The organism is Shouchella patagoniensis (assembly GCF_002019705.1).
Lineage (GTDB): Bacteria > Bacillota > Bacilli > Bacillales > Bacillaceae_D > Shouchella > Shouchella patagoniensis.
Window position 1 is genome coordinate 4,045,132 of sequence record NZ_KV917377.1, and the last position, 15,444, is coordinate 4,060,575.

General features: G+C 40.6%; 11 protein-coding genes. 10 read left to right on the forward strand and 1 reads right to left on the reverse strand.

Annotated features, from left to right (window positions below; genetic code table 11):
• Positions 1-242: 242 nt before the first annotated feature.
• The 8 genes from BK584_RS20870 (at position 243) to lepB (ending at position 10,950) form a co-directional block, all read left to right on the forward strand.
• Positions 243-2,057: a sensor histidine kinase gene (locus BK584_RS20870; RefSeq protein WP_078394374.1), complete on the forward strand. Its 1,815-nt coding sequence runs from the start codon at positions 243-245 to the stop codon at positions 2,055-2,057.
• Positions 2,050-3,525: a response regulator transcription factor gene (locus BK584_RS20875; protein WP_078394375.1), complete on the forward strand. Its 1,476-nt coding sequence runs from the start codon at positions 2,050-2,052 to the stop codon at positions 3,523-3,525. The genes BK584_RS20870 and BK584_RS20875 overlap by 8 nt, the downstream gene beginning before the upstream one ends.
• Before the next feature lie 86 nt (positions 3,526-3,611).
• The gene (locus BK584_RS20880; protein WP_078394376.1) at positions 3,612-4,577 is read left to right on the forward strand and encodes an ABC transporter permease; all 966 of its coding nucleotides are present in this window, start codon (positions 3,612-3,614) and stop codon (positions 4,575-4,577) included.
• 13 nt (positions 4,578-4,590) lie between these two features.
• Positions 4,591-5,505 (forward strand): carbohydrate ABC transporter permease, encoded by a 915-nt coding sequence (locus BK584_RS20885; RefSeq protein ID WP_078394377.1) that lies wholly within the window; start codon positions 4,591-4,593, stop codon positions 5,503-5,505.
• Between the two features lie 23 nt (positions 5,506-5,528).
• On the forward strand, positions 5,529-7,193 hold the full coding sequence (locus BK584_RS20890; protein WP_078394378.1) for an ABC transporter substrate-binding protein: 1,665 nt from the start codon (positions 5,529-5,531) through the stop codon (positions 7,191-7,193).
• Positions 7,194-7,262: 69 nt separating this feature from the next.
• A complete protein-coding gene (locus tag BK584_RS20895; protein WP_078394379.1) occupies positions 7,263-9,617 on the forward strand; it encodes a glycoside hydrolase family 95 protein in 2,355 nt (784 codons plus the stop codon).
• Positions 9,618-9,808: 191 nt separating this feature from the next.
• Entirely contained in the window at positions 9,809-10,228 is a 420-nt protein-coding gene (locus BK584_RS20900) for a hypothetical protein (protein WP_078394380.1), read from the forward strand.
• Positions 10,229-10,383: 155 nt separating this feature from the next.
• Complete coding sequence (gene lepB / locus BK584_RS20905) at positions 10,384-10,950, forward strand: signal peptidase I (RefSeq protein ID WP_078394381.1); 567 nt, start codon at positions 10,384-10,386, stop codon at positions 10,948-10,950.
• Positions 10,951-11,072: 122 nt separating this feature from the next.
• Here lepB and BK584_RS20910 read toward each other — a convergent pair whose 3' ends face one another.
• Positions 11,073-11,978: an AraC family transcriptional regulator gene (locus BK584_RS20910; RefSeq protein ID WP_078394382.1), complete on the reverse strand. Its 906-nt coding sequence runs from the start codon at positions 11,976-11,978 to the stop codon at positions 11,073-11,075.
• Between the two features lie 147 nt (positions 11,979-12,125).
• On the opposite strand from BK584_RS20910, the gene BK584_RS20915 reads away from it, so the two are divergent.
• A complete protein-coding gene (locus BK584_RS20915; protein WP_078394383.1) occupies positions 12,126-14,048 on the forward strand; it encodes a glycoside hydrolase family 127 protein in 1,923 nt (640 codons plus the stop codon).
• Positions 14,049-14,076: 28 nt separating this feature from the next.
• Positions 14,077-15,432 (forward strand): ABC transporter substrate-binding protein, encoded by a 1,356-nt coding sequence (locus tag BK584_RS20920; RefSeq protein ID WP_169871432.1) that lies wholly within the window; start codon positions 14,077-14,079, stop codon positions 15,430-15,432.
• Positions 15,433-15,444 lie beyond the last annotated feature (12 nt).

The window sequence follows — 15,444 nt, forward strand, 5'->3', positions numbered from 1 at the left end:
CAGAGGCAACGTCGAAGCCAAAGCAGCGACTTCTGAATTGGTGGGTGAAAGCGTGTCTCAAAATCAAGTTAATAAAAGAGATGACGTTTACGCTTGAATGTTGGCCAAGGGAACGGCAAACGAATGTCGAACTTCTCGTGCGGAGAATGTGAGCAAAAGGCGGTGGACTTATTCATCCGCTTTTTTTGGTTTCACGTATAATGAGTTAAAATGGAAGCGCGAACAAAAAAGGAGCTTAAAGGATGAAGCAGGTTATTTGGCAAACAGTTTCTGCGAAAATCAATGACATGAACATCCGTAACAAGTTAATCTTGCTGTTCCTTGTTGGTGTTGTTATTCCAATCATGGTTGTTGGCTTGTTTTTGACGAATGAATTAAAAGCAAATGCCGTTAAAGATGCTGAAGAGCAAGCAGAAATGAATGTCGAACGGGTGAAACAACGAATTGATGAAGTGTTAAAAGGACCAATAACGGTGGCGAATCATCTCCAATTTGATGAGCGCTTGAGTGATCTTGTTAATACAACATATGAGAACCGTTTTGATGTGCTTCAAGCGTATCGTGCTTATCCCGATGTGGACTATCATCTTGAAAACCATCCTGAAATCGATACAATTCGTTTATATGTGGACAACCCAACGTTGCTAAACAATTGGACAGTGATCCCAGTAGATAATCAAATGAACATGAACAAGTGGTATGAAAAGGCGGAAGCAGATGTTGGATTCCACCAATGGCATTATCTACAAGATGAAACACAAGACAATAAATTTTATTTGAGCTTGATGAAGCGAATCAATTTCATTGAATACAACACGTTTGGGCTTTTAATTATTACGATTGATCCTGATCAGCTACAGACGATTATGCAGCAAGAGACACATCAGACAGTCGTTGTAGATGAAATGCACTCTATTGTTTCTTCTTCAAATTTAAAATTGATTGGTAAAAGTCTTGAAACCATTATTGAGATAGGTAGTCAGTTTGAAGAGGATTCTTTTTTTGAAAGCAAATTAAACGGCGAACCTGTGCATTTAATGGCGACAAGCTTATTTCCTGAGTTAAGCCAAAATGAACTTCGGATTGTCTCGATGGTAAATACAAATGAGATCGTAGGGGATGCGCAGCGACTTAGTCGCTTTGGGATGCTAGTAACTGGTATGGGCGCTACGTTTGCGTTGTTTTTGATTATGTGGTTTTCTTGGGGGTATGTAAATAGGCTTTTTGAGCTCAGTTCAACAATGAACATTGTTTCTAAAGGGAATTTGAATGCAAAGGTGGACATTAAAGGAAACGATGAACTTGGTCAAATAGCTGATCAATTTAATCAAATGATTGAACAATTAAGCTTCTCCCTTGCTCAAGTGCTTGAAGCAAATGAACAGAAGAATCTACTTGAACGAAAGCAAGATGAAATGAAATTTAAAATGATGGCAAGCCAGATTAATCCTCATTTCTTATTTAATACATTAGAGTCCATTCGAATGCGTGCTCTGATAAGGGAAGAGAAAGAAATCGCTACGGTAGTCAAGCAACTTGGTAAGTTGCTCCGTAGGAGTTTAGAGGTGGAAAGCAAATTAATTCCAATGGACGAGGAGCTAGAAATTGTTTGTAGTTATTTAGATATTCAATCATTTCGTTATGGGAACCGGTTTGTTTATCGAATTGATAGAGCTTCTTCTATTGGTCAACAACTTGTTCTGCCGTTAACGATTCAGCCGCTTGTTGAAAATGCCGTGTCACACGGTCTTGAAAAAAAGGGTGATAGTGGGATTGTAACAATATCGGTAAAATGGTGCGAAGCTGGTATTTTAATTAAAGTGAGTGATAATGGTGCGGGTATGCACAAGTCGCGTGAAGAAGAAGTGAAGAAGATGATAAATGATCCTCTGGAGCGTCCTGAAAACAGGATTGGATTAAGGAATGTTCATCAACGTTTAAAGATGCACTATCAAACAGATGGACTGAGGATTGAAACGAGAGAAAATGAGGGGACCACCATCAGTTATTTGATTCCAGTCGTTAAGGGTCGAGAGGAGGAAGTACAGCATGTATAAAGTAGTAATTGCTGATGATGAATGGATGATTCGTGAGGGCGTAAAAAAATTAATTGATTGGGAAGAATTTGGTTTTGAAATCGTTGGGTTAGCGAGTAATGGACAAGAAGCACTCGATCTATATAGACAGACAATGCCTGATTTAATTGTGAGCGATATCCGTATGCCAATTATGGATGGACTTGCACTAATTAAGCACATACGCACGGAAAATGAATCGATCGATTTTCTTGTGTTAAGCGGCTACGCTGATTTTCATTATGCGAAACAAGCAATTGGTCAACGAGTTGCTGGATACTTATTAAAACCATTAGATGAGGATGAGCTCATTCGTTATGTGAAAACAATTGCTGAAGAATTAAAGCAAAAAGAGAACGAGAGAAAAATGCGTGAGCGGAGTTTGCAAGTCGAGAGAGAGGAACTTGTTGTGAAACTTATTCAACAAGACAGCAACTGGGATAGATTAGAATGGAAGCGTCTTGGTTTATGCGCAGTGGGTTATCAAGTATTGCTTATAGATACTGAAAAAATGAATCTACAAGACATTCGTACAAAACTAAACCAACTCTCTGTCTCTTTTTCTATTGGTCGTTTATCTGGCTTGCTCTTATGTTATACGGATAGTCATGTATCAAAAAGGAATTGGACAAATCTCTTATCAACTTCATTACCTGAGGGGATTAAATGTGGGCTGGGGAAACGGGTCACAAACGGGCAAGCTATTTATCTTTCATACAAGTCGGCAAAAAAACGATTAGCCCATGTATTTTATGCAAGTGAGAGGTTTCTGCTAGACGATGCAATTCCAACGATCGAAGAGGGAGCAAAGCCGATTGCTGTGTTTGAAGAGCGTCTTTACCTTTCCCTCGATATGGGTGATATCGCTGCGGTTAAACAAACGATTCATACTTATGTTGATGAAATGGAAGAACGGATGCTCGATGAAGAGAAGTTGAAAACTCGGACAGTCAGCATGATGATGAACGTTGTGCACCGATTGATCGCAACAAGCACTCTTCAAAAAGAATGGGCCAAAAAAGGATATGAAGCAGTAGAGAAAGTTCAAGGAGCAAGTCATATTCAACAATTTCGTAATTTACTAGTTGAATGGTGTTCCCAACTAGCCGGGCAAATGGCTGTCCCAAGTACGGATGCAGCTGTAAAAAAGATGAAAGCAATTATGCATCATCGATACAATGAAGCGCTCCGGTTGGATACTCTCTCTTCCCTTTTAAATTACAATAGTGCGTATCTAGGTAAACTGTTTAAACAGGAGACTGGCGATTATTTTAATACGTACTTGGACAAAGTTCGCATTGAAAAAGGCAAGGAATTATTAAACGATGGATATAAAGTGTATGAAACCGCAGAGAAAATTGGTTATGCCAATGTTGATTATTTCCACCGTAAGTTTAAAAAGTACACAGGCGAATCGCCTTCAGCTTTTAGAAAGAAACGGCAGAGTTAAATTTTGACCTGATTTCTTATTTAATTACGCATGTATTCACTTTCCTGTTGCCCCATTAAGATAGAGCTAAGGAGGCGGGGGTGAAAATGAAGCTTCAAAAAAAGAAAGCGCATACAACGAGGGCGATGCCGCTTAGTCAAAAGCGGACGTTTTGGCAGATCGTCTTACAGCAACGGTATTTATACCTTATGTCATTACCATTTGTAGCTTGGGTTCTCGTGTTTAATTATTTGCCATTGTTAGGATGGACGATGGCTTTTCAAGATTATCGCCCAGGTGTTCCGTTTTACGCGCAAGACTGGGTTGGATTCAAGCACTTTATTGAACTCTTTCAAGATGAGCGTTTTTATCTTGTTTTACGCAATACTCTTGTTATGAGCATTATGGGGTTATTGGTGGGGTTTACGTTTCCTATTTTGTTTGCAGTGCTTTTGAACGAAGTGCGGCTTAAGGCATTTAAACGGACTGTCCAAACAGTCTCTTATTTACCTCACTTCGTTTCATGGGTGGTGGTAGCTGGAATCGTTACGAAGATGTTGTCTGTTGACGGTGGGATTATCAATGAATTACTCATTTCAACTGGATTAGCAGATCAACCAATTCAATTCATGACGAAGGGTGAATGGTTTTGGATTATTGTAACTCTCGCTGATTTATGGAAGGAAATGGGTTGGAATTCAATTATCTTTTTGGCAGCGATGGCAGGTGTTGACCCGCAGTTATATGAAGCGGCAAAAGTTGATGGCGCAAGCCGATTTAGACAAATTTGGCATATTACATTAACAGGTATTCGACCAACCATATTGGTTGTCTTGATTCTATCAATTGGTAGTTTAATAACCATTGGTTTTGAAAAGCAATTTTTATTAGGAAATCCAACAGTTGTTAATTATTCAGAAGTTTTAGATTTGTACGCGTTGAATTATGGAATCAATCTCGGTAGATTTTCATATGGGACAGCGATTGGTATTTTTAACTCGATGGTAGCGATTATTCTCTTGTTTATTGCAAATGGCATATTTAAACGGTATTCCAATCAAAGTGTTATGTAGGGGAGGAGGGACTATGAAACAAAAGGCAAGTATTCAGCTAAGTAAAGGTGATCGGATATTTAATTTTGCTAACTATACATTTTTAACACTAGTATTTATAGCGACGTTATATCCTTTTCTAAACGTGCTTGCTATATCATTAAACGATTCCACAGATACAGTAAGGGGCGGTATTTATATATGGCCCAGAGAGTTTACGTTGGAGAATTACCGGACAATCTTTGCATACGATCATTTGTTAACGGGATTTATGAACTCTGTTTTACGGACAGTTATCGGAACCGTGCTTGGCGTTTTGTCATCAGCGATGGTTGCATTTACGCTTAGTCGCGCTGATTTTCATGGTAAAAAATTTGTTTCAACTGTACTTGTACTAACCTTGTATTTTTCTGGCGGGTTAATCCCAGGTTACATGCTAATGAGAGAACTTAATTTGATTAATACTTTTTGGGTTTATATTCTTCCAGGTATGGTGAATGCATTTAATATCATTATTGTCCGTTCTTTTATGGACGGCCTGCCTTATTCATTGCAGGAGTCAGCCAAAATAGATGGCGCAAATGACTTTACCATTTTTTGGCGTATTATTTTGCCGCTTTGCACACCAGTGCTCGCAACCATTGCTCTTTTTGTTGCAGTAGGTCAGTGGAATGCCTGGTTTGATACGTATTTATATAACAGTTCAAATCCAGACTTAACGACGCTCCAATACGAATTAATGAAAATCCTTCAAAATACAACAATGGGAGCATCTGGAGATCCAAATGCATTTCGTGGAGTAGGTGGCGAACAAGCTGCGCAAAATGTATCACCTGAATCTATTAAAATGGCGATATCGATGGTGACAATTGTTCCTATCTTGCTTGTTTATCCATTCTTACAGCGCTTTTTCGTTCAAGGAATGACACTCGGTGCGGTAAAAAGCTAAGAAAAAAAGGGGGAGCTTGAACAATGAAAAGAAAAAACAGTTGGAAAGCAACAGCTACCGTCTCACTTGCAGGAATGGCTTTAATGACGCTATCTGCTTGTAATGACGAAGGCACAGTAGATGAAACAACAGAAGGGCCAATTACATTTACGTTATTTAGCTCGGATCCACATTCTCAATGGGACAATATGCAAAGCCCGGTTAGTCAACAAGTTATTGAAGAGACTGGCGTCACAATAAACCCCGAGTTTGATGTTAACGGCGGTGAACAAAAAATTGCCTTAATGGCTGCGAGTGGGGATTACCCTGATTTTATTCTACCTAAAGGATCAGCGAGCACACTTGTTAATGCGGGAGCTTTCGTAGATTTAACAGACTTAATTGAAGAACATGGACCTAACTTAAAGGAAGTTTACGGTGATTATTTTAATCGATTAAAGTGGAGCGAAGAAGATGAAGGGATCTATATTCTTCCAACTGCACCTGTGGATCATGTTTATTCAGAGCCGGGCAATGGGTTTATGCTTCAACATGAGGTTGTTAAAGAACTTGGTTATCCTGATATTCGCACGGTAGAAGATTTTGAAGAAGCTATTCGAACATATATGGAAGAAAATCCAACAATTGATGGTCAGCCAACGATTGGTTTATCGCTGCTTGCTGATGATTGGCGTATCATGATTTCGACGACGAACCCTGCTTTTTATGCGACGGGTGCTCCAGATGATGGGGAGTTTTATATTGACCCAGATACGTATGAGGCAACGATGCATTATCGCCGTGATGAAGAAAAAGAGTATTTCCGTTGGTTAAACCATATGAATGATGAAGGATTGCTTGATCCTGAAAGCTTTGTGCAAAAATACGATCAATATTTAGAAAAAATATCTTCTGGGCGTGTTCTCGGTCTAACTGATACGGATTGGCAAGTAGCAGATGCAGAGCGGGCTTTACGTGAGTCAGGAAAACAGGAACGGATGTATGGGATGTATCCAGTCACGTTAACAGAAGAATTCAAGCATCCAAACTTTCAGGACACCGGGTATCTTGGTGGCTGGGGAATCGGAATTTCAGTTGATAATGAAGACCCTGTCCGAGCCATTCAGTTTCTTGATTATCTAGCTTCAGAAGAAGGACAGATTTTGCAAAATTGGGGGATAGAAGGAGAGCATTATGAGCTTGTTGATGGACAACGAGTCATTTCAGAGGAAGAAATGGAAAAACGTAATAATAGTGCAAATTACGTAAAAGATACTGGCGTTGGTGTGTTAAAAGGCTTCTCACCGGTTTACGGTGATGGGGTAGAAGATTCTTCGGGTCAGACATTTACAATTGCAAACCCAGATCAGATAAAAGATGCTTACACAGAAGTGGAAAAAGAAGTGCTAGATGCTTACGGAGTGGAGTTTTGGAAAGACCTTTATCCCCAAGAAGATGAATTTCCAATTAAACCGTGGGGAGCAGCATACAATATCCCTGTGGATTCATCATCAGAGCTTAGGTTACAGCTACAAAGGTGTTTGGATATTGTGAAACGTAAAGTACCTGAAGCCATATTAGCTACTCCAGACCAATTTGATCATGTGTGGGACGAATTTATGAGTGAACTAGAAGCAGCTGGTGTGGAAGAAGCGGAAGCTGCCTACACGGAATTAATACAGACACGGGTTAAGTTGTGGGAGGACTAAGGAAACAAAATGTAGAAGAACCTGCGGTTGCAGGTTCTTTTTGATAGATTAGGCTGAAAGGGTGAGAGGATGCAAGTAAAAGAGAAGCGGCCAGCAAAAACATGGACAGAGGCTTATCCCATTGGAAATGGAAAAATGGGTGCGATGGTTTACGGTGGCAAAAAGGAAGAGTTCCTTTCTTTAAACCATGACTGTCTTTGGTCAGGTCCCCCAGATAGAAAAGAAAATCTAGACGCCTTTGAAAATCTCAAAAAGATTCGCTCAGCGATTAAGGAACAGAGTTGGAAACAAGTAGATGGTTTGGCAAAGCAAATGCTTGGTCCTTATACGCAATCGTATTTGCCATTTGGAGAATTACATTTAAATTTTCCATTAATAAAAGAGGGTCGTGAAGAGAACTATAAAAGATTGCTTGATTTGGAGACCGCTATGGTACAAGTAGAGGCAGGACCATATAGACGAACAATATTTGCAAGTGCTCCTGATAATCTAATTGTCATTCGATTGGAGTCAAATACAGGTACGGAGTTACGGTTCTCTGCTTCTTTGAGAACGAAATTAAAGACGATTAAATGGACAAATCAGAGTAGAGCAGGTATTGCAGGTTGGTGCCCTGAACATGTTGATCCAAACTATTATGAAACAAAAGAGCCAATTCGTTACAAAGCCTATGAAGAATCAGAAGCAATTCGATTTGCTGGTGCTATTCAACTCATTGAAACAGATGGGCAAAGTTCGCAAAGCAATCAAACATTAACAGTAGAAAAGGCGACCTATGCTACGATTGGCATTCACCTTGCGACAAGCTTTGTCAGTTATAAAAACCATAGAGGGACAAATCCAATTGAAGATATTGAACGTTCTTGTCACCGTATTGCTTCGCTCTCTTTTAATGAGTTGTACAAACGTCATTTGAGCGACTATCAAGAGTTATACCAACGAATGACGTTGACACTAAAGAAAACAAAGTCTTACGACCAAACGAGCACTTCAGAGCGCTTAAAAAATAAAAGGAAATCAGATGTTGGACGATCAGAGTTGCTTTTTCAAATGGGGCGGTATTTGCTTATTGCTAGTTCGAGGGAAGGGTCACAACCTGCAAACTTACAAGGAATTTGGAATCCACACATCCAAGCACCTTGGAGCAGCAATTATACGTTAAATATTAATGCACAAATGAATTATTGGCATGCAGAAACGGCTGGCTTGCCGGAATGTCATCGTCCTTTGCTTCATTTCATTAAAGAACTGGCACAGGAAGGAAAGCAGATCGCGACATCCCATTATGGTTGTAGAGGATGGACAGCCCATCATAATAGCGATATATGGCGACAAGCTGCGCCGGCAGGAGGGTTTGGAGACGGAGATCCAGTTTGGGCACTATGGCCAATGTCAGGCCCTTGGCTTGCGCGTCATTTGTGGGAGCAAGTTGCTTTTTCAATGGACCTAAACGATTTAGAGAAACATGCGTATCCTGTCCTTCGTGAAGTTGTTTTATTTTGCCTTGATTGGCTGATTGAAGATGATGAAGGAATACGTATAACAAGACCGTCTACTTCACCGGAACATCGCTTCATAACAGAGGGTGGCGTGTTAGCGGCTGTGTCAGAAAGTGCGACGATGGACCTCGCTGTAATCGAAGATGTGTGTACGATCTTTTTAAAAGCAAGCGAATGGTTGCAACTAGAAGATGAATTGATGATTGAAGTATACGAGGTATTAACGAAATTAAAAAAACCATTGATTGATTCCGATGGTACCCTCCTTGAGTGGACAACGAACTATAGAGGGGAAGACGACAAACATCGTCATCTTTCTCATCTTTATAGTGTGTATCCTGGAGACGGATGGACACAGTCAAACCAACCAATGTATTACCGGGCAGCCAAACAGGCGCTTCTCAAACGGGGTGAAACTGGGACTGGCTGGAGTCTTGCTTGGAAGCTGTGTCTATGGGCTCGTTTTTTGGACGGTGACCATACGAATCACTTCGTTCAAAAGGCACTTAACCTTGTGACGGAAGAATCAGAGCAATATGAAGGTGGTGGTGTGTATCCAAATCTCTTTTCTGCCCATCCGCCGTTTCAAATTGATGGGAATTTTGGTTTTACTGCAGGCGTCATAGAGTGTCTTATTCAATCTCATGAAGGATTTCTTCGCATATTACCTGCTGTACCAACTGATTGGAAAGAAGGGAGAGTAACAGGCGTTCGTTGCAGGGGTGGTTTTATTGTTGATTTACATTGGGAGAACGGGGAAGTCGACAATTGTACAGTGTCATCTTCCGTGAAAACCCTTTGCACACTTGTGTTTCCAAATACGGTAAGAAGGGTAGGGATGGAGAGGCAGATAGAGGCAGCTGAACTGTATTCATTTGAAGCGGAAGCAGCTGCAACTTATTCTTTTAGGCGAGATCGTTCCTGAAAGATGAATCATGCAGCAGTCATTTCCCAGGCAATGACTAGATAAGGTAATGCCAAGAAGCAAAAGCTGATAGCGAAACAAGCAGAATTGTGCCATCTCTTAAGAAGTTTCGTCGCTTCAAAAGGTTCTCGCTTAAAAAGCGAGAATAAACTGTAAGCGTAAGAAACGATCAAGGCATAGGCGGTGGTCTTTTGGACAAGGAACACGAATGTGCAAGGGAAGCACAACTTTGTTTGGAAGGTTATATTGGTAGAAAAACAAAGCTTGAGCGTGCAACAGAAACGAAATGGGAATTTAAGTGTGAGCAAAGGTGTCTATACACTATTCGTCGAAGTGATGGCGCTATGTTTTATATGGATAAGCTCATGTGTTTATTTGTCCTTGGCGCTGAAGATAAAGCAAAAGAGGATTTGCTTTTACGTCTTCTGCTCCGTTTTCCAGCTGGAGCGAAACTCTTCAGCGAGGATAGGGAGTCGTATTATGTTCAGGTTGTTGAAGAAGGAAGACGAGGACGAAAAGAAATAACCGAATTCCGCGTGGCAAAAGGTTCAGGATTAATGTATGCTAAAAAGGGTCGCCTTTGGTCCCGTAAGCCGTCAGTGGCGAGTTAGCAGGAGAAGTGTGGATGTAGTTTAAGAACAAATTATTGAACAGAAAAAGTGAATGACAAAAAGGAATTTACGCTAATGTGTAGAATTAGTAGATATAGAAAAGAGAGGATCTTGCACCCATCCTCTCTTTTCTAGTATAGCTGAAGGAGAAAACAATGAAGGAAAATGAAAAGGGAAACAAACTCTTGGATTGGGGAAAGTCTTTTTTTATTGCCCTTGGTCTTTTCTTTATTATCCAATTCTTTTTGGCTACGTCTTTCATCGTGCAAGGCGAGTCAATGGAACCGACGCTGACAGATGGGAATCGAATGGTTATAAATAAGATAGGATATACGTTTTCTGACCCAGATCGGTTTGATATTGTTGTGTTTCATGCAAATGGACAAGATAATTATGTGAAGCGAATCATTGGTTTACCAGGCGATCATATATCTTATAAAGATGATCAGTTATATATCAATGGAGAAAAGGAAGAAGAACCATATTTAGACGAAGTAAAGGTTTCGACTACGGATGGTTTAGACACCTACACAAATGATTTTACACTTGAAGAGCTGACAGGAGCTTTTGAAGTACCTGAAGACCATATTTTTGTTTTAGGGGACAACCGAAAAAATAGTTTAGACAGTCGTCGGATCGGTTTTATCCCGATAGAGGACATTATCGGTTCAGCGAGTGGCGTTTATTGGCCGTTGAATCAAGCCGGCTTTTTAACGAAGTAATCGGAGAAGGAGAGCCCTTCTCCGATTTTTTTATTGCATTCCAAAATAGATAAAGTGAAGTGAATGTGATTGTGATCAGGTAAGCGTTGTCATTAATAAGTAGATTGGCATCGATATTCAAGTCATTCATTCAAATCAGTTAAATGAATGCGGTAAAACGCTTTACGAAAGTCAGATGGCGTCATCCCCTCTGACTTTTTAAAGAGACGCATAAAGTATTTCTCATCGTAAATACCTACATCAAAAGCGACTTCTCTTATGGTTTTCCTTGTACGCGATAGAAGGTCTTTGGCTTTTGTTACTTTCACAAGAGCGATGTATTTTTGTAAGGGCATTCCCATTTGTTGTTTAAATTGCCTTGTCAAATAATCTGAATTGTAATTAAATTGATTCGAGACGCGTAAGACACTCATGGGCTCATGAGAGTGAACGCGAATCCATTCAATCACATGGGCGATGTTCCTTTCCATCTCCACATGTTTTTTTGTGTTTGAGTAGGATGCTATTGTTTGTTCAGACAGTTCAATTAACAGCGAGGTCATTAGGTAACTTGCTCCAAGAAACGTATGAGAGCCTGAATGTGCTAGGTCAGTAAGTTGATTAAATAAGATATTTAGACGCTCAATCTTTTGTGGCTTAAAAAAGACTGGAATAAAAATAGAAGAGCTAAGAAGATGACTGTTTGGCTCCTGTCGAAACTGCATCATTTGCTGATCCATTTGTTTTTTCGAAATAGGTATGGCATCGTCATTCTCTAAATAAAAGTGGAACCAATAATAGGACAAGCCTGGTTCTGATTTGATGTGTCCTCGGTGTTCTACGCCCTTCTTTAGCAAAAGGGTATTACCAGGACCTAGATGATAAAGTTGGCTTTGTTGTTCGATTTCTAATATGCCTTTAATGCCGATTAACAACACATAACTAGCAAGTGTTCGTGTAGGATGTAAAAACGGCTTCGTAGCATCAACACGTCCTGCAGAAGCGTAGCGAACAGGATAGAGGACATTCATCATGAAATAATCAGGCATTCATTTAACACCACCTTCTTTTGGCTATCGTAATAAAGGAAAGCGGAAATGTCCACCTTTTCTGATAAATGAGCTACCGACAATGGAGAAAGTGCTTGTTATGATCAATAATGAAAAGGCTTACATTTGATGAGGAGGTCTCAACTTATGGTTGAACAAGTAAAGGCAGACGTTAAAGTAATTGACCCATTTTGGGGCAGGTATATTGATTTAATTAAAGAAAAAGTACTTCCGTATCAGTGGGCCGCACTCCATGACGAAGTTGAGGGGGCAGTGCCTAGTCACGCCATCAAAAATTTCCGAATTGCAGCAGGTGAGGAAGATGGCGAATTCCAAGGATTTGTGTTTCAAGACAGTGATGTAGCAAAGTGGATTGAAGCAGTGGCTTATACACTTGCTGAAAGACCAGATAAAGCACTTGAGTCTTCTTGCGATGAATTAATTAGACTGATTGGCAAAGCGCAACAGCCAGATGGGTATCTTAATACCTATTATACAATTAAAGCTCCAGGAAAAAGATGGACAAATTTGCGTGATAACCACGAGTTATATGTGGCTGGGCATTTTATTGAAGCCGCAGTCGCTTATTATGAAGTAACAGGAAAAACGTCATTATTAGATGCGATGTGCAAGTTTGCAGATTATATTGCTCAAGTATTTGGGTCGAAGCAAGGACAGCTGCAAGGGTACGATGGTCACCAGGAGATTGAACTTGCACTGTTAAAGCTGTATCGTGTTACAAATGTCGAACGCTATTTGCGACTGAGTCAGTTCTTTATTGAAGCAAGGGGGAAACAGCCTCATTTCTTTGATAAGGAAGCTAAAAATAGGGGAGAGAAGGAGGGGTTTTGGTTTAACAATAGCTACCGATATTCCCAGTCACATATACCAGTGCGTGAGCAACAAACGGCCGTTGGTCACGCTGTTCGTGCTGTTTATATGTATACGGCGATGACCGATTTAGCAATGGAAACGCGCGATGAGAGTTTGGCTGAAACATGCAGAACGTTATGGAATAATGTTGTTAACCGGCAAATGTATGTTACCGCAGGAGTTGGTTCTGCTGAATACGGGGAAGCGTTTAGTTTTGATTATGATTTGCCTAATGATCTCGCATACACAGAGACATGTGCCTCGATTGGACTTGTGTTTTGGGCCAAAAAAATGTTGGAACTCGAAGCGGATAGCCGCTATGCAGATGTGATGGAGCGGGCGTTATATAACGGAACAATAAGTGGGATGGAGCTTGATGGAACAAAGTTTTTTTACGTCAATCCACTTGAAGTTTGGCCAAAAGCTGCTCATCATCGTCACGATTTAAAGCATGTGAAACCAAATCGCCAGCCTTGGTTTGGATGCGCTTGCTGTCCTCCAAACATAGCGAGATTAATTGCAGCAATCGGGTCTTATATTTACTCCGCAACTGAGCGTACAGGATATGTCCACCTCTATATTGGAAGCGAGACGTCTCTGGATATTGGAGGTCAATTAGTAGAACTTGTACAACGTTCTCATTTTCCTTGGAAAGGAGATGTTCACATTGATGTAAACGTTGAAAAAAATGCCTTGTTCACACTCTCTTTTCGAGTGCCAGGGTGGGCTCGAAATTATCAGATTACCGTGAATGGAGAGAAGGTAGTCGCAAGAATCGAGAAAGGCTACGCCTCTATCGAGCGTGAATGGCAAAGTGGAGATCAAATCAAATTGTCGTTTCCGATGGAAGTAGAAAGGATACATGCCCATCCAAAGGCAAGAGCAAATGCAGGCAAGGTTGCTTTGCAGTATGGTCCTATCGTTTATTGTGTGGAGGAAGTAGACAATGGAGGAGGAATACATCGTTTAGCCGTAAAAACGAGTGAAGCAATTGAAGCTTCTTATCAGGAAAACATTTTATATGGAGTGAACATACTTACTGGAAAAGCTTTACGCTTAGAAGATCCTGTAGAAGAACAGCTGTATGTGCGGGAAGAAGAAATAGAATCGTATGAAGTGCCATTCACAGCGATTCCTTATTATGCATGGGCAAATCGGGGTGAAGGAGAAATGGCTGTTTGGCTACGTAAAGTGTAAGGAGTACAGCGTGGATGGGGGTGTCAAGATGGAGATCCGAGTGAAAGGTGTTTCAGTTGTTTGCTGTCTGCTAATGTTAGGGCTGTCTGGATGTATGACACATGAAGTAAGTAGTGGGGATGAAATTGAATTGCGCTTTACTTATTGGGGTGGTCCACTTGAACGAGAGGCTATAGAAACACTTATTGATTCGTTTAACTCTCAGCATCAGGGTATTAAAGTAAATGGTCAGCTTGTTCCAATTAATAACTATGTTGAAAAAATGAATGTCATGGCAGCTTCTAAAACATTGCCTGATGCTGGCTATTTTCCAGAGGGCAGTTTGTATCCGTGGGTCGAAAATAAGATGTTACGTGATCTAGCTCCGTTGCTTCAATCAGACCAATCGAATGAGAAGTTAGACTACACGTTATACCAGTTCAACGGTGGACCTATCGCTGGGGGCAGTGTTGCAAATGAAGTAATGAATATTTATTACAATAAAGACTTATTCGAAGAAGCTAAAATGCCGCTCCCTCCAACAAATGCAGATGAAGCCTGGACGTGGGAAGAGTTTGTAGAAGTGGCCAAGAAGCTGACTGTAGATCGTGATGGCAATTCGGCAGACCATCCGAATTTTAACAAAGATAGAATTGAAACATATGGCGTAAGCAATATAACTGGTTGGCTGGATTCTTTCTTATTCAGCAATGGAGGAGGATTTGTTGATCAAACAGGGAAAAATTTACTGATTGATTCTCCTGAAACGATTGAAGTTTTGCAAGAAGTAGCTGATTTAATGCATGTCCACCATGTGATGCCACGACCGTCAGATTTGTCCACCGTTCCAGCTACAGATACAGCTCTGCTGACAAAGCGCGTAGCAATGGCAATCGATGGTCAATGGGCCATGCAGGAGTTAGGACGAGCGAGTATAGAAGACGGTTTAAATTTAGGTATTGGCGTGCTCCCCTTCTTTAAAGAACCCGCAACAACGAATTACGGAACGCCGATTGTGGCATTTGAAACAGGAAAGGAATCTGTCCATAAAGATGCAGTTGATGTGTTTTTAGCCTATATCATGAATCCAGAAAATGTACTGCCACTTATTCAAGAAGGTCTTTGGATGCCGAATGAAACGGTTTGGTACGAAGAAGATTCCAAAATAAATGAATGGACGAATACACCCATTCACCCGCCGGAATATAAAGAAGCGGTAATTGACTGGGCAAAGGAATATGTTGTTCAAAATCCTAATTATTTCTGGGACGATCGCCAGTTGGCGGGTGATATCATTACTCCTGCTTTAGATCGACTGTGGCTAAATCATAAAACAGCAGAAGAAGTCGTCCGTGAAGACATTATACCTCGAATGGACAAACAATTTGGTGATAAATACAAATAACGGCCAATCGCT